The sequence below is a fragment of the Variovorax sp. CAN15 genome, assembly GCF_030462475.1.
Classification (GTDB): Bacteria; Pseudomonadota; Gammaproteobacteria; order Burkholderiales; family Burkholderiaceae_C; genus Variovorax.
The window spans coordinates 233,014-249,428 of the sequence record NZ_JASMRZ010000001.1; the positions used below are offsets into that span (position 1 = coordinate 233,014).

The following is a 16,415-nucleotide window of genomic DNA, read 5'->3' on the forward strand; positions in this document are numbered from 1 at the left end:
GCCAGACGGGGACTTGCGGGTGCGCCGGGAGTGCGTACGAATGACTCCGGGTGCTCCGCTCCCGCGATTGAAACGAAGATCAGGCTGTCGGCAAGGTCGCCTGCATCGAAGCCCGCTGGTTGAACACCTTGAACCACTTCGCACTGTTCGGCGCTTCGGCGCGCCAGTCCACCGAGGGAAAGCGGAAGTCCATGTAGCCCAGCGCGCAGCCGAAGGCGATGGTGCCGATGTCGACGCGGTCGCCGAACGAAGGCGCGGCGGTCTCCAGCCATTCGAGGCCGGTGCGTACCTTGGCGAGCTGGCCGTCGGTCCAGTCGGACCAGCGCAGCTCTTCGGGGCGCAGCACGGTCTCGTAGCGTGCGAGCAGCGCGGCGCCGGTCATGCCGTCAGCAAGGGCGAGTTCGGTGAGGCGGGCCCAGCGCTCCTTGCCATCGGCCGGAAACAGCTTGCCCGACTGCGCGGCGTTGAGGTACTCGCAGATCACGCGGCTGTCGAACAGAACCTGGCCGTCGTCGGTGATGAAGGTGGGCACCTGGCCGAGCGGGTTCTTCGGGATGATGGTGGCATCGCGCTTCACCGGGCCGGCCGCGCTGGGCAGCTTCTCGATGCGGTCGGCTACGCCGAGCTCGTGCGCCACGACCATGCACTTGCGCACGAAGGGGGAAGCGGGGGAGAAGAAGATTTTCATGATGGTGACCTTGTTTCGGCTGAGTCGCCAGAACGCACTATGCGCGAGCCGCCGGCTTCCTGATGCGCAGCATGCCCTCTTGCGCGGCCGAGGCCACGAGCCGGCCGTCGCGCGCATAGAGGCTGCCGCGGCACAGGCCGCGCGCGCCGCCCGCGCTGGGCGAGTCGAGCACGTACAGCAGCCAGTCGTCCATGCGGAAATCGCGGTGGAACCACATCGCATGGTCGAGGCTCGCGGGGCGCACCTGGCCGCTCATGAAGCTCAGGCCGTGCGGCAGCATCGCGGCGCGCAGCAGGCCGTGGTCGGAGGCGTAGGCCAGCAGCGCGCGGTGCACCATCGGGTCGTCGGGCAGCGGTGCGATGGCGCGCATCCAGATGGCGCTCTGCGCCGAGGTCGGGCGCGGCAGCGGCGTCATCAGGTCCTCGGGGTCGACGCGGCGGTACTCGATGCCGTGCGGCTGGATCGCCTTGGTGCGCCAGGGCTCGGGCAGGCGGTCGCCGAGGGCGATGCGCTGGTCGAGCTCGCTGATGAGGCCCTCGGGGCCGGCCACCTCGGGCATGTCGAACTGGTGCTCGACGCCCTCGTCCACGGTCTGGAACGAGGCCGACATCTCGAAAATGATGCGCTCCTGCTGGCGCGCCACCACGTGGCGGGTGGTGAAGCTGCGGCCGTCGCGCACGCGGTCGACGCTGTACTCGATGGGCGCATGCTCGCCCGGCAGCAGGAAGTAGGCGTGCATCGAATGCACGGGGCGCTCGGCGCCCACCGTGAGGCTCGCGGCCATCAGCGACTGGCCCAGCACCTGGCCGCCGAACACGGCCGGCGTGCCGATGTCCTCGCTCTGGGCCAGGAAGCGGTCGCCGCCCAGTGGCTCGAGCTGCATGAGCGAGACGAGTTCGTCGACGAGGCGGGAGGCGGTGGCGGGATCGGTGGTCATCGGAGGGGAAAGCAGTCGGAAAGCAACCCTCGACCATAGCAAAGCCCGCGCCCGCCGGCTGTCGCGGGCCTGTCAGCGGCTGCTATTTGAAGAAGCAGACATCCATGAGCCGAGCGCGGCAGCTGTAGTCCGTGCCGCCCTGCACCACGGCCAGCGGCGCCCCGCCCAGCACCAGCGAGCCGTCGGCGGCGCGGCCCACCGGCGTGGGCGCGGCCTTGTCGGCGGGGCCGGTGGCGGTTTCCTGCTCGACGTAGTTCAGGTAGTGGGTGCGCGAGAAGTCGACGCCCTCGCCTTCCTTCAGCACGCCGGCCTCGTAGCGCTTGCCCCTGACGGTGCCGAAGTAGCGCAGGGCCGGGCCGGTGCGGTCACCGTACTTCATGTCGGTCCTCGCGAAGCCGGTGCGGGTGAGGAAGGCCTGGTCGTCGGGCGTGAGGTCGGCGTCGAAGGCCATCAGCACGTACTGGCCCTCGAAGCTCTGGTTGCGCGCCACCTTGAATTCGCCGACGAGCGCGGGCGAGATCTTCGTATGACCATCCCAGCGCAGCATCGAGGCCACCGACGGGTCGCCGTCGAACACGTAGTGGTGCTTCTCGCCGACGATGACCAGCTTGCGGCCATCCTTGCTCGCGAGGAAGCTCACCATCGCCTCCTTGCCGTGGACCGGCTCGCGCTCCGGCGTGCTGGCGCAGCCCCAGAGCACGATGCAGGACGCAACGCACGAAAGGGCCAGGAGGACGCGGCGTGTGATGGCCGGCTGCGAAGGGAGGTTCACGTTTCGTCCGGGGTCGAGTTCATCCAGCCCCGGACTCTAGCGCGCCCCGGCGCTCAGCGGTCGAGGTCGACGCCGTCGGCGGCCAGCTTTTTCTGCAGCGCCGGGATGTCGACCGCCGCGAAGTTGCCCGCGCCCAGCGACGCCGCCGCCGTGCCCGCGGCCTGCCCCATGACGAAGCAGCCGCCGCTGGCGCGCGCGGCCGACTGGCCCTCGTGCGTCATCGACGCGCAGCGCCCGGCCACCAGCAAGTTGTCGAGCGTCCGCGGCACCAGCATGCGCCAGGGCAGGTGGTTGTAGGCGTTGTCCTCGTCGCGCGGGAAGGCCCACTCGATGCGGCCGTCGGCGTGCATCTCCATCGGCCAGGCGTTCAGGCCGATGTTGTCGTCGAACTTCGCCGAGCCCAGGATGTCCTCGCGCCCGAGCGCATACAGCCCCTGGATGCGCCGCGTCTCGCGGATGCCGACCTGCGGCGCGATCTCGACGATGGCCGACTGCGCGAAGCCCGGCACCTCGGCCTTCAGGAACTCGAAGTACGCGGCGATCTGGCGGCGGCCCGTGAGCTCGCCCTCGCTGAGCTCGCGCGCGTCGACGCCGTTCATCGCGCGGCCCTCGGAGTTGCGGATCTGTGTGACGTTGGCACGCCACTCGCGCGGGTCCTTGTTGGGCCGCAGGATCGCGCCCTCGCGCGGGAACTTGTAGACGCCCGGCTTCTGCTGCTCGGCGCGCGCCATGAAGTCGTTGATGGCCTTGAACTCGCCCACCGCCTCCAGCGCGGCCGGCGCATCCACCTGGCCGATGCGGAACATGGTGGTCGGAAAGAGCCCGCTGCCGTGGCCGTCGCCCACCTCGAAGGGCACGCCCGCGAAGGCGGCCACGTCGGCGTCGCCGCTGGCGTCGATGAAGGCATTGGCGCGGATCGCCTGGCGGCCCGACTTGGTCTCGACCACCAGCGCCGCGATGCGCTTGCCGTCGAGCACGACCGCGGCGGCCAGCGCATGGAACAGCAGCTTCACGCCCGCTTCGTCCAGCATCTGGTCGGCGGCCAGCTTGTAGGCCGAGGTGTCGTACGAGCGCACGCAGATGCGCCCGCCCATGCCGTTCTGCGGCTGGTTCATGCCGTTGAAGCCGGCGATGCGGTCGATGAGTTCGTCGACCACGCCGCGCACCAGCTGCGTCATCTCGCCCTTGCGCTTGCCGTACAGGCCCGCGAAGTTGGTGACGCCGCCGGCCGTGCCCATGCCGCCGAGAAAGCCGTAGCGCTCCACCAGCAGCGTGTTCGCACCGTGGCGCGCGGCGCTCACCGCCGCCGCGATGCCGGCGGGGCCGCCACCGACCACCACCACGTCGTATTCGCCGAACACCGGCAGCGCGCGCGCCGGTTCATGCAATGTGGAAGTCATTCGAATAGGTCCATGGATGTCTGTTCGGGAAACACCACGGATCCAGCTTTGCCGGTCCGTCGGTGTTGCCCCCTGCAAGGGGGTTGGCGAAGCGACACGAAGTGCGCGAAGCCTGGGGGTGCGCTCACTGCAACTTGATGCCGCGTGCCGAGATGATCTTGGTCATGATCGCGGCCTCTTCATTGACGCGCGTGCGCATGCCGTCCGGCGAGGTGCCCACGGCCTGCCAGCCCTGCTCGAAGAGCTTGCGGCGCACCTCGGGGCTCTTCATCACGATCTCGAGTTCGCGGCTGATGCGCGCCTGCGCCACCTTCGACAGGTTGGACGGGCCCAGCAGCGCCACCCACACTTCGAGGTTGAAGTCCTTCACGCCGGCTTCGGACAGCGGCGGGATCTCGGGCACCAGCGCGCTGCGCCCGCCCGTGAGGCCGATGGCCTTGAGCTTGCCGGCCCTGATCTGCGGCATGGCCACGCCCGGCGGGATCAGGCCCATCTGCACCTGGTCGCCCAGCATCGCGGTGATGACCTGCGGGTTGCCCTGGTAGGGCACGTGCTCGGGCTTGAAGCCGGGCACGCGGGTCTTGAGCAGCTCCATGCCCAGGTGGCCGACCGAGCCGATGCCCACCGAGCCGTAGTTCCACTTGTCGCCGGCCTTGCGGCCTGCGTCGAAGAAGGCGGCGCCCGAGGGCAGGTTGTTCTGCGCCACCAGCACCAGCGGGGCGGTCGCGATCAGCGAGAGGTACGTGAAGTCCTTGACCGGGTCGTACGGCAGCTTGGGGTACAGCATCTTCGACGACGTGAGGTTGCCGTTGATGACGATGCCCAGCGTGTGGTCGTCGGTGGCCTTGGCGACCTGGTCGGCCGCGATGTTGCCCGACGCGCCGGCCTTGTTGTCCACCACGATCGGCTGGCCCAGCGCCTTCGACAGCGGCTCGGCGATGGTGCGCGCGGCGATGTCGGGCGTGGAGCCGCCGGGGAAGCCCACCAGCAGGCGGATCGGCTTGGTCGGCCAGGCGGCGTTGTCGGCGTTGGCGCTCAGCGGCAGCATGGCGGTGGCGGCCAGGCCGCAGGCGATCAGGAGGGCTCTCTTTGTGGCGTGCATGGAGAAAAAGTGTGAAAAAGTCGTCAAAAACCGAGGAGGGCCAGCTTAACTGCCGGGCAAGACACCGGGCAAGGCCGAAGCCCGGCGCGCCCTCTCTATTCGAGGCTGATGTTGCCCCTGCGCACCAGCTCGCCGTAAACCTTCGACTTGGCCTCGGCATTGCGCTCGATTTCCTCCGGCGACCAGGCCAGCGGCTCGAAGGCGAAGGTGTCGAAGCGGGCGCGGATCTCTGGATCGGCGATGACCTTGGCCACGTCGGCATTGATCTTCGCCTTGATGGCCGCCGGCACGCCCTTGGGCGCGAGCAGCGACACGAAGGAATTGACCTCCAGCGAGGCCGGCCCGCCCGATTCGGCCATGGTCGGCACGTCTGGCATCTGAGGAATGCGCTTGGCGGCCGCCACCGCGATGTAGCGCAGCTTGCCGGCCTTGTAGATGCCCTGGCTCGACGGAATGCTCGCGAAGGCCCACGGCACGTCGCCGGTGCCCACGTTGGAATACAGCTGCGACACCTCGCGGTACGGCGCGTGGCGCATGTGGATGCCGGTGAGCGCCTCGAGCTGCTGCGCGCCAAGGTGGCCGGGGCTGCCCACGCCCCACGAGCCATAGACGATGCCGTCGGGGTTGGCCTTGGCGGCGGCGATCAGGTCGGCCATGTTCTTCCACTTCGAGTCGGTCCCCACGGCCACGAAGAAGGGCGTGCGGAACAGCGAGGCCACCGGATCGAAATGCTGCAGCGTCACGAAGTTGCGCGACTTGTACAGGTGCGGCAGCGCGGCGATGTGCTCGCTGTCGAGCTGCAGCAGCGTGTAGCCGTCGGGTGCGCCGCGGCGGGCCTGGTCGATGGCGATGAAGCCGCCGCCGCCGGGCCGGTTGTCGATGACCACGCGCTGGTTCCACAGGCGCGATAGCTTGTCGGAGACGAGGCGCAGCACCGCGTCGGGGCCGCTGCCGGCGGCGAAGGGCGTGACCAGGGTCACGGGCTTGCTCGGGTAGTCGGAAGCCTGGGCCAGTGCCCCGGTGGTGGCCGTCAGGGCCAGCAGGCCAGTCAGCAGTGCGCGCGAAAAGTTCATCTTTCTTGTCTCCTGGGCGTGGACCTGAATGGTCGCCTCGATGGTTGTGAATGCGGAAAGAAAACGGCCTCAGTGCCGCGAAAGCACGGCCGCGGCTTCGGTGACGGCCGAGGGCGAAGGCCGCAGCGACTCGGGCGCGTCGTCCAGGCAGCGCTCGGGCCGCCAGGCATAGAGCCATTCGACCGCGTCGTAGAAGCGCTCGGGCGTGCGGCCCGGCCACAGGCTGTTGCGCACCAGGCGCTCCACGCCCTTGGCGTGATAGAGCCGCCCCATCTCGCGCACCGACAGCACCACGCGCGCCGTGCGGGCGACGCGCGCCGCCTCATAGAGCTTGAAGGCGGCGGGCATGTCGAAGCCGCAGGCCTTCACCGCCTCGCCGAGCGTCACGGCGTCTTCCAGCGCCATGCACGCGCCCTGCGCGAGGTACTGCATCATGGGATGCGCCGCGTCGCCCAGCAGCGTGGCCGCGCCTTCGCTCCAGCGCTCGACCGGGTCGCGGTCGGCGGTGCTCCAGCGGCGCCACGAGGTCGGGCGATCGAGCAGCTGGCGCGGGCGCGCGTGCACGCCCTCGAAGTACGAGAGCACTTCTTCCTTGCTGCCGTCGGTGACGCCCCACTCTTCCTTCTCGCGGCTGTGGAAGGTGACGACCAGGTTGTATTGCTCGCCGTGGCGCAGCGGGTAGTGCACCAGGTGGCAGTTGGGGCCGGCCCAGACCACGGGCGCGTTCCAGCGCAGGTCGGCGGGCATGTCGGCCGCCGGCACCACGGCGCGGTACACCACGTGGCCCGAGACGCGCGGCGCGTCGCCGATGAGCTTGCCGCGCACCACCGACTTCACGCCGTCGCAGCCGACGATGGCGTCGGCCTTGAAGCTGCGGCCGTCGCGCGTGACGGCGGTGACGCCCTGGCCGCCCAGGTCGATCGACTCCACCTGCGCCGAGGTGTGGAAGCGGATCAGCGGATGCTGCTTCACCGCCTCGTGAATCGCGCCGTGCAGGTCGGCGCGATGGCTCACCGCGTAAGGATTCCTGAAGCGCGCGCGGAAGGCTTCGCCGACCGGCACCGAGGCCACTTCGCCACAGTCGACGGCGTCCATCATCACCAGCCGGTCGGTGAAGACCGAGCCCCGTCGCACCGCCTCGCCCACGCCCAGCGCGTCGAGCGCCGCGAAGGCATTGGGGCCGAGCTGCAGGCCGGCGCCGATCTCGCCGATGGTGGCGCTCTGTTCGAGCAGGTCGATGGAAACGCCCAGGCGCGCGAGCGCCAGCGCGGCGGCCATGCCGCCGATGCCGCCGCCGACCAGCAGCACGGTGGGAGGGTTCTTCGAAAGGGTCATGGCAGGCCTGCGCTTTCAGGTCGAGGCAATCACTCGATATGGACAGTGAGCGACGGCAGGCGCTCGATGCTCACCTTGATGGCCTGGCCCTGCTTCACCGCGCCCACGCCCTCTGGCGTGCCGGTGAAGATCAGGTCGCCGGGCTGCAGCGTGAAGAGGGTCGAGAGGTTGGCGATGACTTCGTTCACCGACCAGATCAGGTGCGTGATGTCGCTCTTCTGGCGCACCTCGCCGTCGACCTCCAGCACGATGGCGCCGGCGTTGATCTCGCCCACGTCGGCCAGCGTGCGCAGCGGCGCGATGGGCGCGGAGAAGTCGAAGGCCTTGCCGATCTCCCACGGCCGGCCCTGCTCGCGCATCTTCATCTGCAGGTCGCGGCGGGTCATGTCCAGGCCCACGGCATAGCTGTGGATGTGGCTCGCGGCCTGCTCGACCGGAATGTTGGCACCGCCCTTGCCGATGGCGACCACCAGCTCGGCTTCGTAGTGGTAGTTGCTGGTGAGCGGCGGATAGGGAATCGAGACCCCCTTGCCGTCGGCCACCGGCACCACCGAGGCGTCGTCGTTGGGCTTGCAGAAGAAGAAAGGCGGCTCGCGGTCGGGGTCGAAGCCCATCTCGCGCGCATGGGCGGCGTAGTTGCGGCCCACGCAGTAGACGCGGCGCACCGGGAACTGCTGGTCGGAACCGACGACGGGAATGCCGACGATGGAGGGAGGCGTGAAGACGAAGGACATGGGGAACTCCTGCCGCTCATCGCGGCAAACGGTCAAACTAGAAGAAGAAGAAGAGAAACCGGATCAGGCGTCTTCGAGGAAGGCTTCGCGCAGGATGCCCATGGCCTGCTGCACGGGGCGGTCGGAGAAGCTGAAGAGCACCGCGTCTTCGTTCGGCGACGAGAGCTTCAGCGTCGCCCATGAGGGCACGACGAAGGTGTCGCGCGGGCCGAAAGTGAAGTGCTGGCCGGCGATCTCGGCCGTGCCGTGGCCCTCGACCACGCTGTACACCGCGCCGTCGGTGGCGCGATGCGCCTTGCCTGCGAAGCCCTTGGGCAGCAGCTGCAGGTTGGTGGCGATGGTCGGCATCGGCGAGCCGCCGGTCAGCGGGTTGATGTAGCGCAGCTTGTGGCCCAGCCAGGCGTCGGGCGCTTCCTGCTTCTGCAGCTGCGCCAGAGCCTCGCGGCTGCGCGCATAGGGGTAGTTGAAGATCGGCGAGGTGGCCGATGCGTGGTCGTGCCGCACCGGCACCATGTTGTGGCCGAAGCGCGCGAGGCTGTTGCCCTCGGGGCGCGAGACGTGCTGCACCCTGGAGTCGTCGTTCTCGGCGAAGCCGGCGTCGAAGAAGCGCAGCATCGGGATGTCGAGGCCGTCCAGCCACACCACCGGCTCCACGCTGCCGCCGATGCCTTCGTTGCCATGGTCGTGCCAGGCCCACGAGGGCGTGATGATGAAGTCGCCCGGGTACATGGTGGTGCGCTCGCCGCCCACCGTGGTGTAGGCGCCCTTGCCGTCGACGATGAAGCGCAGCGCCGACTGCACGTGGCGGTGCGAGGGCGCGACCTCGCCCGGCATGATGAGCTGCAGCCCGGCGTAGAGCGACTGCGTGATCGACGAGTTGCCGGGCAGCGCCGGGTTCTCCAGCACCAGCACGCGGCGCACGGCCTCCTCGGCGGTGATGAGGTCGGCCGACTCCATCAGCAGCGGGCGGATCTCGTCGTAGCGCCACAGCGCGGGCACGCAGGGCGTCTGCGGCTCGCGCGGCACCAGGGCGTGCAGCGATTCCCACAGCGGCGTGAGGTGCAGCGGGCGGATGCGGTCGTAGTAGTCGTGGCGCTCGGCCGCGTTCGAGGGGGCGGGTTTCATGGGGCGGGTGTCTCCGTTGGCGGCATTGTTGGCCCGCACCACTATTTCCTCAAGACCGACAGCCAATACACGGAATTCGAAATTTCGATAATGGTGCCTTTCGCCGTAAGCAGGAGGCCCGCATGTCGAAACTCGATCTCGAATGGCTCGCCGTGTTCGACGAGGTCTACAAGACCGGCAATGTCTCGAAGGCGGCCGAGCGGCTGGGCATGGCGCAGGCCGCGGCCAGCACCGCGCTGAACAAGCTGCGTGCGCACTTCGACGACCGCCTGTTCACCCGCACCGCCCAGGGCATGCAGCCCACGCCGCATGCCGAGCGCATCTACCCGAACCTGCGCGAGGCGCTGGCCCAGATCGCGCAGGCGCAGGGCAACCGCAGCAGCTTCGATCCGGCGCAGGCGCAGCGGCGCTTCCGCATCTGCATGACCGACATCAGCGAGGTGGTGCTGCTGCCCGGCCTGCTCGACCACCTGCGGCAAGCGGCGCCGGGGGTGCACATCGAGACGGAGATCATCTCCACCATCAGCGGCCGCCGGCTGCAGGACGGCGAGGTCGACCTGGCCGTCGGCTTCATGCCGCAGCTGGACGCGGGCTTCTACCAGCAGACGCTCTTCATGCAGAACTTCGTCTGCCTGGCGGCCAGGAACCATCCGCGCATCGGCACGAAGCTCACGCGCAGGCGCTTCGAGGCCGAGGCGCATGCGGTGGTGTCGACCTCGGGCACAGGGCACGCCATCGTCGACACCACGCTCGCGCGGCTGGGGCTGAAGCGCAACGTGGTGGTGCGGCTGTCGAGCTTCCTGAGCGTGGCGCGCATCGTGGCTCAGACCGAGTTGATCGTGGTGGTGCCGCGCATCCTCGGCAAGGTGCTGGCCACGCAGGAGCCGGTGAAGCTGCTGGAGCCGCCCTTCGCGCTGTCGGACTACGCGGTGAAGCAGCACTGGCACGAGCGCTTCCATGCCGACCCGGGCAATGCCTGGCTGCGGCGCACGCTGGCGCAGCTTTTCAGCGGCAGCTGAGCGTGCGCGCCGGCACGACCGGCGGCGTCCGCACGCGGGTGCCCGCTCGCATAATCGCGGCTCCCCACTCCATAGTCACAGCCAACATTCACCAAAGGCGCCCTCCCATGTCCTCGATCACCCTGCGTTTTCTCGCCGAGCCCAGCACGGTCAATTTCGGCGGCAAGGTCCACGGCGGCACCGTCATGAAGTGGATCGACGAGGCGGGCTATGCCTGCGCGACCAGCTGGGCCAAGCGCTACTGCGTCACCGCCTTCATCGGCAGCATCCGCTTCCACCGGCCGATCATGATCGGCGACCTCGTCGAGGTGGAGGCCCGCCTCGCCTACACCGGCAATACCAGCATGAACATCTCGGTCGAGGTGCGAAGCGGCGACATGAAGGGCGGCGCGATGGAAAAGACCACCGAATGCCTGATCGTGTTCGTCTCGGTCGATTCGCACGGCCGTCCGCTGCCGGTCGTGCCCTACGTGCCCGGCACCCCCGGCGAAATGGCGCTGGCCGAGCGCGCCAAGACGCACCTGGATGCCAGCCGCGCGGCCGGCTCCTCGGTCTGAGCCACTGCCGGAGCTTCGCCCCATAGAGGCGAAGCTCTAATGAAGAGGCCGCCGGGCAGCTAGAGTCAGGCGATTGTTTGCACCCAAAGGAAGAAACCGCATGGCTACCCAGGACGACGACAGCAACGGCAAGGCCGCCGACCGCATCAAGGATTCCGCCCAGCAGATCTGGCTCGCCGGCCTCGGTGCCTTCGCCAAGATGCAGCAGGAAGGCAGCAAGGCCTTCGAGGCGCTGGTCAAGGACGGTGCCGGCATGCAGAAGAAGACCCAGCAGGCCGCCGAGGAAACCCTGGCCCAGGCCCAGCAGCGCATGGCCGGCTTCGCCAGCGAGTTCGGCACCAAGGCCGCCGGCCAGTGGGGCAAGCTGGAGAACATCTTCGAGGAGCGCGTGGCACGCGCGATGGAGAAGCTGGGCGCGCCCAGCGCGGCCGACATGGCCGCCCTGCAGGCGCGCGTCGAGGCGCTCGAGGATCAGCTGAAGAAGGCGCAACAAGGCACCGCCACCGCGGCGCGCAAGACCACGGCGCGCAAGGCGGCCGCTCCCGCCGCCAAGAAAACCTTGCGCCGCAGCAAGGCCGGCTGACCCCGTGCAGGCCGCCCGTCGGGCGGCTGCGATTGCGGCGGTGCACAAGAAAGCCTGCGCCGCAAAACATGTCCCGTGCCTTCATGGTGCGGTGCACATACGCTAGAGTGTCCCCAAGAGATACGAACGAGACATCCGGGGGCACCGATGGCAAAGAAGGCGCCACGCCGCACAGCGCAACGCATCCTCGAAGCCGCATTGGACCTGTTCAACCGCTTCGGGGAGCCGAACGTCTCGACCACGCTGGTGGCGGGCGAACTCAACATCAGCCCCGGCAACCTCTACTACCACTATCCGGCCAAGGAAGAGCTGATCAACAAGCTCTACGAGGCCTATGAAGCCGAGCTCGACGAGCTGCTGCACGCCAGCGAGGGCGTGCACGACGTGGAGGACGCCTGGTTCTTCATGCACAGCCTGTTCGAGCTGATCTGGCGCTACCGCTTCCTCTATCGCGACCTCAACGATCTGCTCAGCAAGAATCGCAAGCTGGAGACCCAGTTCCAGCTGGTGCTGAAGAACAAGGCGCGCGCGATCCGCCAGCTCATCGCCGGCCTGAGCCGCGCCGGCCACCTGGAGATCGACGTGCACGAGGTCGACACGCTCGCGCAGAGCATGGTGGTGGTGCTGACCTACTGGCTGAGCTACGAGTACGTGCGCAACCCGCGCGAGGCGCTGGAGCCCGCGCATGCGCAGGGCGCGCTGATGCGCGGCGGCCTGCACTCCCTGCACCTGCTCGCGCCCTACCTCGGACGTGAACAGCGGCTGCATCTGCTGGCGCTCGGCAATGCCTACAACGGCGAGGACCCCGGCAACAACGGGACCGGCGCCGCGGCTTCCCCTGTCGATATGGCGGTCTAGAACATGCCCCACCACGATTTCAAACCGCTCTCGCTGATGTCCGCCGGCGCACCCAACACCAATACCGGCACCGAACCCTGGACTCCCCTGCCCTGGGCCGACTCGCCCCGCTACGACGCGCGCAGCGTGCTTTCACACTGGCCGCGCCTGCACGCCGGCCACGAGCTGCCTCTGCCGACCGAGGGTTCGGCGCTCGCCGAGGGCTGGGCGCTTTACCACAGCGGCGATTTCGAGCGCGCCGCCGCCATCGGGCTGGAGCAGGGCGCCGCGGGCATGGCGCTGGCCAACCAGGCGACCGCGATCTATGCCAACTACCTGGAGCCGCGCGAATCGGTGCGGCTCGCGATGTTCCGCCAGGTGATCGAGCGCGCGGGCGCGCAGGTCGACGCCGAGCCCGACAACTGCCAGGCGCTGTACTGGCAGTCGTACGCGCTGGGCCGCTACAGCCAGGGCATCAGCGTGGCGCGCGCGCTGGCGCAAGGCCTGGGCAGCAAGCTCAAGGGCGCGCTGGAACGCGTGATCGAGCTGCAGCCCCGGCACGCGGACGCGCACCTCGCGCTGGCCTCCTTCCATGCCGAGGTGATCGACAAGGTCGGCGCGCTGGTCGGACGCATGACCTACGGCGTGCGTTCCGAAACCTCGGTCGAGCTGTTCGAGCGCGGCCTGGAGCTGCATCCCCACTCGGCCGCCGGGATGATGGAGTACGCACGCGCGCAGTTGATGCTGCATGGCGAATCGCGCATGGGCGAGGCGACGCGGCTCTACGAGAAGGCGGCAGCGCTCAAGCCGGCGGACGCGCGGGAGCGGCTGGACGTGGAACTGGCCCGGGCAGGATTGCGGGACTGAGCCCGTGCTCGTCAACCGCATCGGTACGACCGTGTACCGCGCGATTTAAGATGCGGGCTTTCCGCTTTACATCCCTAGACCGACATGTCCGACCTCAACGCCCTGTTCGAAGCCGCCCAGGCCAATTCCAAGCTGCTCGCCGAGCGCCCCGACAACCCGACGCTGCTGAAGATCTACGCCCTGTTCAAGCAGGCCACCGAAGGCGACAACACCGCCAAGAAGCCCAGCTTCAGCGATGTCGTCGCCCGCGCCAAGTGGGATGCGTGGACCGCCCAGAAAGGCCTGAGCGCCGACGAGGCCAAGCAGAAATACATCGACCTGATCGAATCGCTGCGGAACTAGGCTCTCCCCCAGGCTTCGCGACACTTCGTGTCGTTGCTTTACGAAGATTGCCCCACGATCCCGCGCTCGCGCAGCGCCGCGATCTGCCCCGCGCTCAACCCGATCTCCTTCAGCACCGCGTCGGTGTCCGCCCCCAACGCCGGCGCGTTGCGCCGGTGGCTGGCCGGCGTGAGCGACAGCTTGGGCACGAAGCCCGGCACCGCGAGATCGCTGCCGTCGGACATGCGCACCTGCTGCAGCATGCCGCGCGCGGCGTAGTGCGGATCGGCCGCGATGTCGGCGATGGTGTAGATGCGTCCGGCCGGCACGTGCGCCGCGTCGAGCGCGGCCAGCACCTCGCCCACGGTGCGCTGCGCGGCCCAGTCGCCGATGGCGGCGTCCAGCATTTCCACCTGCGCCACGCGGCCGGTGTTGCCGGCCAGCGCCGGGTCGGCGGCCAGGTCGGGCCGGCCGATGCATTCCATGAGCCGGCGGAAGATGCTGTCGCCGTTGCCCGCCACGATGGCGTAGCCGCCGTCCGCGCAGCGGTAGGCGTTGGTCGGCGCGATGCCGGGCAAGGCGCTGCCGGCGGCCTCGCGCACCGCGCCGAAGGCGCCGTACTCGGGCAGCAGGCTTTCCATGCAGTTGAAGACCGCCTCGTACAGCGCCACGTCGACCACCTGCCCGCGCCCCTTCGGAAATTCCGCGCTCACCGTCGCATGCCGGTGCTGCATCGCCATCAGCACGCCGATCACGCCGTGCAGCGAGGCCAGCGTGTCGCCTATCGAAACGCCAACGCGCACCGGCACCCTGCCCGGCTCGCCCGTGAGGTGGCGCAGCCCGCCCATCGCCTCGGCCACCACGCCGAAGCCGGGGCGGTCGCGGTACGGACCGGTCTGGCCGTAGCCGCTGATGCGCAGCATCACCAGCGCGGGGTTGGCGGCCAGCAGTTCGTCGGGGCCCAGGCCCCAGCCTTCCATCGCGCCGGGGCGGAAGTTCTCGATCAGCACGTCGGCCTCCGCCGCGAGCTGCCGCACGATGGCCTGCGCCTCGGCCTCGCGCAGGTCCAGCGCCAGCGAGCGCTTGTTGCGCGACTGCACCTGCCACCAGACGGAGGTGCCGTCCTTCAGCAGCCGCCAGGTGCGCAGCGGATCGCCCGCGCCCGGCGGCTCGATCTTGATGACCTCGGCACCGAAGTCGGCCAGCGTGCGCGCGGCGAAAGGCCCGGCGATGAGCTGCCCGAGCTCGATGACCTTGAGGCCGGCCAGCGGGCCGGCCGGCGAAGCGGATGCGGTGGTGGTTGAAGCGGTCGTCGTCATGCGCCCGAGTGTGCCGCGCCGGCGCGTGGACCGGTCATGTCGAAGGGACCTCGTCACGCACGACTTTCCGCAGGCCGGGCGGAAGCGCGCCTTCGCACTGGCAAACTCGCCGGATTCCATCCAGGTGCTGCCCGGGCCGCAGCCCCCGATCCCGAGAGACAACCCAAGCCAGAGGACACCATGAAATACGTGATCGGCGTCGACATCGGCACGCAGAGCACCAAGTGCCTGCTCGTCGGCATCGACGGCAAGGTGCATTCGCAGCACAGCGTGGCCTACCAGCCGGAGACGCCGAAGCCGTTGTGGGCGCAGCAGGACTGCGAGGTGTGGTTCGACGCGGTGTGCCAGAGCGTGCGCGCCTGCGTGGCGAAAAGCGGCGCCGCGCCCTCCGACATCGCGGCGATGTGCGTGAGCAGCCTCTACGGCGGCGCGGGCATCCCGGTCGACGAGGCCATGCGTCCGCTGCACCCCTGCCTGATCTGGATGGACCGCCGCGCCACCGCCGAGGTCGATGCGGTGAACGCCAACGTCGACGTGCAGCGGCTGCAGGCCATCACCGGCAACGGCGTGGACAGCTATTACGGCTTCACCAAGATCCTGTGGGTGCGCGAGCACCTGCCCGAGGTGTGGGCGAAGACGCGCCACTTCCTGCCGCCCAACAGCTACATCAACTGGCGGCTGACTGGCGAACTCGCCGTCGACCACAGCTCGGCCGGCAACATCGGCGGCGTGTACGACGCGGCGCGCCGGCAGTGGTCGCAAGAGGCGATGGAGATGCTCGGCATCCCGGCGCGCATGATGCCGCCGCGCCTGGTCGAGTCGAGCGACGCGGTCGGCGGGCTGAACGCCGAATGGGCCGCGAAGCTGGGCCTCGCCGAGGGCATGCCGCTGATGGCGGGCGGCGTCGATGCGGCGGTGGCCACCTTCTGCGCGGGCGTGACCGGCAGCGGCGACCACGTCGCGATGATCGGCACCAGCATGTGCTGGGGCTTCGTGAGCCCCACGGTGGATGCTCGGCACCGGCTCATCACCATGCCGCACGTCTACCGCGGCGCGGACCGCAGCTATGTGTTCGGCGGCGCGATCACCGCGGGCGCCGCGGTCACCTGGTTCCGCGAAGCCTTCTGCCAGGCGGAGATCGCGGAAGCGGCGCGCACCGGCGAGGACGCGCATGCGCTGATCGAGCGCAAGGCGGTCGAGGTGCCGCCCGGCGCCGAGGGCCTGGTGTTCCTGCCCTACCTGATGGGCGAGCGCAGCCCGATCTGGGACGCGCAGGCCAAGGGCGCCTTCATCGGCCTTTCGCTCGCGCACAGCCGCGCGCATCTTTACCGCGCGGTGCTCGAGGGCGTGAGCTTCGCGCTGCAGCACAACATCGAGGCCGGGCGCCGCAGCGGCCAGCCGCTGGACGAGCGCCTGATCGTGGTCGGCGGCGCTGCGCACTCCGACCTCTGGATGCAGATCGTGGCGGACATCACGGGCTACCCGGTGTTCACGATCGAGCAGGAAGTGGAGGCGGCGCTGGGCGCGGCCATGCTCGCGGCGCTCGGCGCCGGGCTGGTCGATGCGGCCACCGCCGAGCGCGGCTGGGTCACGCTGGTGGAGCGGGCCCGGCCCGAGCCCCGCGCGCAGACCGTATACCGCGAGCGCTTCGAGATCTACAAATCGCTCTATCCGGCGCTGCGCGATGCGATGCAGCGCCTGAAATGACAGGCAACTTCGATTTCTCCGGCCGCCGCATCGGCGCGG

17 protein-coding genes are annotated in these 16,415 nt (G+C 69.2%); 7 read left to right on the top strand and 10 right to left on the bottom strand.

Going from position 1 to position 16,415, the window contains the following annotated elements:
• Positions 1-79: 79 nt before the first annotated feature.
• The 9 genes from QMO14_RS01000 to gtdA form a co-directional block, all read right to left on the bottom strand.
• A complete protein-coding gene (locus QMO14_RS01000; protein WP_301503738.1) occupies positions 80-688 on the bottom strand; it encodes a glutathione S-transferase in 609 nt (202 codons plus the stop codon).
• A 37-nt stretch (positions 689-725) separates the two neighbouring features.
• Entirely contained in the window at positions 726-1,625 is a 900-nt protein-coding gene (locus QMO14_RS01005) for an acyl-CoA thioesterase II (RefSeq protein ID WP_301503739.1), read from the bottom strand.
• An 82-nt stretch (positions 1,626-1,707) separates the two neighbouring features.
• Positions 1,708-2,397, bottom strand: a complete 690-nt coding sequence (locus tag QMO14_RS01010; protein ID WP_301503740.1) for a hypothetical protein — start codon at positions 2,395-2,397, stop codon at positions 1,708-1,710.
• 53 nt (positions 2,398-2,450) lie between these two features.
• Complete coding sequence (locus QMO14_RS01015; RefSeq protein ID WP_301503741.1) at positions 2,451-3,797, bottom strand: FAD-dependent oxidoreductase; 1,347 nt, start codon at positions 3,795-3,797, stop codon at positions 2,451-2,453.
• A gap of 124 nt (positions 3,798-3,921) precedes the next feature.
• Positions 3,922-4,899, bottom strand: coding sequence for a tripartite tricarboxylate transporter substrate binding protein (locus tag QMO14_RS01020; RefSeq protein ID WP_301503742.1), 978 nt, complete (start codon positions 4,897-4,899; stop codon positions 3,922-3,924).
• A gap of 95 nt (positions 4,900-4,994) precedes the next feature.
• A complete protein-coding gene (locus QMO14_RS01025) occupies positions 4,995-5,972 on the bottom strand; it encodes a tripartite tricarboxylate transporter substrate binding protein (protein WP_301503743.1) in 978 nt (325 codons plus the stop codon).
• A gap of 69 nt (positions 5,973-6,041) precedes the next feature.
• Positions 6,042-7,307: a 3-hydroxybenzoate 6-monooxygenase gene (locus QMO14_RS01030; protein ID WP_301503744.1), complete on the bottom strand. Its 1,266-nt coding sequence runs from the start codon at positions 7,305-7,307 to the stop codon at positions 6,042-6,044.
• 29 nt (positions 7,308-7,336) lie between these two features.
• Positions 7,337-8,041 (bottom strand): fumarylacetoacetate hydrolase family protein, encoded by a 705-nt coding sequence (locus tag QMO14_RS01035; RefSeq protein ID WP_301503745.1) that lies wholly within the window; start codon positions 8,039-8,041, stop codon positions 7,337-7,339.
• 63 nt (positions 8,042-8,104) lie between these two features.
• Positions 8,105-9,166, bottom strand: coding sequence for a gentisate 1,2-dioxygenase (gene gtdA, locus QMO14_RS01040; RefSeq protein WP_301503746.1), 1,062 nt, complete (start codon positions 9,164-9,166; stop codon positions 8,105-8,107).
• Positions 9,167-9,288: 122 nt separating this feature from the next.
• Between gtdA and QMO14_RS01045 the strand changes: the two genes are divergently transcribed.
• From QMO14_RS01045 to QMO14_RS01070, 6 genes are all read left to right on the top strand, one after another.
• Entirely contained in the window at positions 9,289-10,185 is an 897-nt protein-coding gene (locus QMO14_RS01045) for a LysR family transcriptional regulator (RefSeq protein WP_301503747.1), read from the top strand.
• A gap of 107 nt (positions 10,186-10,292) precedes the next feature.
• Positions 10,293-10,742, top strand: a complete 450-nt coding sequence (locus QMO14_RS01050; RefSeq protein ID WP_301503748.1) for an acyl-CoA thioesterase — start codon at positions 10,293-10,295, stop codon at positions 10,740-10,742.
• Positions 10,743-10,842: 100 nt separating this feature from the next.
• Positions 10,843-11,325 carry a phasin family protein gene (locus QMO14_RS01055; protein WP_301503749.1) on the top strand — a complete coding sequence of 161 codons (483 nt, stop codon included), beginning with the start codon at positions 10,843-10,845 and terminating at the stop codon, positions 11,323-11,325.
• A gap of 147 nt (positions 11,326-11,472) precedes the next feature.
• The gene (locus QMO14_RS01060) at positions 11,473-12,183 is read left to right on the top strand and encodes a TetR/AcrR family transcriptional regulator (RefSeq protein ID WP_301503750.1); all 711 of its coding nucleotides are present in this window, start codon (positions 11,473-11,475) and stop codon (positions 12,181-12,183) included.
• Positions 12,184-12,186: 3 nt separating this feature from the next.
• Entirely contained in the window at positions 12,187-13,029 is an 843-nt protein-coding gene (locus tag QMO14_RS01065) for a hypothetical protein (RefSeq protein WP_301503751.1), read from the top strand.
• Positions 13,030-13,113: 84 nt separating this feature from the next.
• Positions 13,114-13,371: an acyl-CoA-binding protein gene (locus QMO14_RS01070; RefSeq protein WP_301503752.1), complete on the top strand. Its 258-nt coding sequence runs from the start codon at positions 13,114-13,116 to the stop codon at positions 13,369-13,371.
• Between the two features lie 38 nt (positions 13,372-13,409).
• Here QMO14_RS01070 and QMO14_RS01075 read toward each other — a convergent pair whose 3' ends face one another.
• Positions 13,410-14,669, bottom strand: coding sequence for a CaiB/BaiF CoA-transferase family protein (locus tag QMO14_RS01075; protein ID WP_301503753.1), 1,260 nt, complete (start codon positions 14,667-14,669; stop codon positions 13,410-13,412).
• A 180-nt stretch (positions 14,670-14,849) separates the two neighbouring features.
• Here QMO14_RS01075 and QMO14_RS01080 point away from each other — a divergent pair, with 180 nt between their 5' ends.
• Entirely contained in the window at positions 14,850-16,376 is a 1,527-nt protein-coding gene (locus QMO14_RS01080) for an FGGY-family carbohydrate kinase (protein WP_301503754.1), read from the top strand.
• The last annotated feature ends 39 nt before the right edge of the window (positions 16,377-16,415 follow it).

Excerpts from the sequence above, each read along its gene's own strand:
- QMO14_RS01005 (WP_301503739.1), bottom strand. The coding sequence starts at position 1,625 with ATGACCACCGATCCCGCCACCGCCTCCCGCCTCGTCGACGAACTCGTC.
- QMO14_RS01015 (WP_301503741.1), bottom strand. The coding sequence starts at position 3,797 with ATGACTTCCACATTGCATGAACCGGCGCGCGCGCTGCCGGTGTTCGGC.
- QMO14_RS01050 (WP_301503748.1), top strand. The coding sequence starts at position 10,293 with ATGTCCTCGATCACCCTGCGTTTTCTCGCCGAGCCCAGCACGGTCAAT.
- QMO14_RS01060 (WP_301503750.1), top strand. The coding sequence starts at position 11,473 with ATGGCAAAGAAGGCGCCACGCCGCACAGCGCAACGCATCCTCGAAGCC.
- QMO14_RS01075 (WP_301503753.1), bottom strand. The coding sequence starts at position 14,669 with ATGACGACGACCGCTTCAACCACCACCGCATCCGCTTCGCCGGCCGGC.
- QMO14_RS01080 (WP_301503754.1), top strand. The coding sequence starts at position 14,850 with ATGAAATACGTGATCGGCGTCGACATCGGCACGCAGAGCACCAAGTGC.
- QMO14_RS01020 (WP_301503742.1), bottom strand. The coding sequence starts at position 4,899 with ATGCACGCCACAAAGAGAGCCCTCCTGATCGCCTGCGGCCTGGCCGCC.
- QMO14_RS01045 (WP_301503747.1), top strand. The coding sequence starts at position 9,289 with ATGTCGAAACTCGATCTCGAATGGCTCGCCGTGTTCGACGAGGTCTAC.
- QMO14_RS01025 (WP_301503743.1), bottom strand. The coding sequence starts at position 5,972 with ATGAACTTTTCGCGCGCACTGCTGACTGGCCTGCTGGCCCTGACGGCC.
- QMO14_RS01070 (WP_301503752.1), top strand. The coding sequence starts at position 13,114 with ATGTCCGACCTCAACGCCCTGTTCGAAGCCGCCCAGGCCAATTCCAAG.
- QMO14_RS01055 (WP_301503749.1), top strand. The coding sequence starts at position 10,843 with ATGGCTACCCAGGACGACGACAGCAACGGCAAGGCCGCCGACCGCATC.
- QMO14_RS01030 (WP_301503744.1), bottom strand. The coding sequence starts at position 7,307 with ATGACCCTTTCGAAGAACCCTCCCACCGTGCTGCTGGTCGGCGGCGGC.
- gtdA (WP_301503746.1), bottom strand. The coding sequence starts at position 9,166 with ATGAAACCCGCCCCCTCGAACGCGGCCGAGCGCCACGACTACTACGAC.
- QMO14_RS01065 (WP_301503751.1), top strand. The coding sequence starts at position 12,187 with ATGCCCCACCACGATTTCAAACCGCTCTCGCTGATGTCCGCCGGCGCA.
- QMO14_RS01000 (WP_301503738.1), bottom strand. The coding sequence starts at position 688 with ATGAAAATCTTCTTCTCCCCCGCTTCCCCCTTCGTGCGCAAGTGCATG.
- QMO14_RS01035 (WP_301503745.1), bottom strand. The coding sequence starts at position 8,041 with ATGTCCTTCGTCTTCACGCCTCCCTCCATCGTCGGCATTCCCGTCGTC.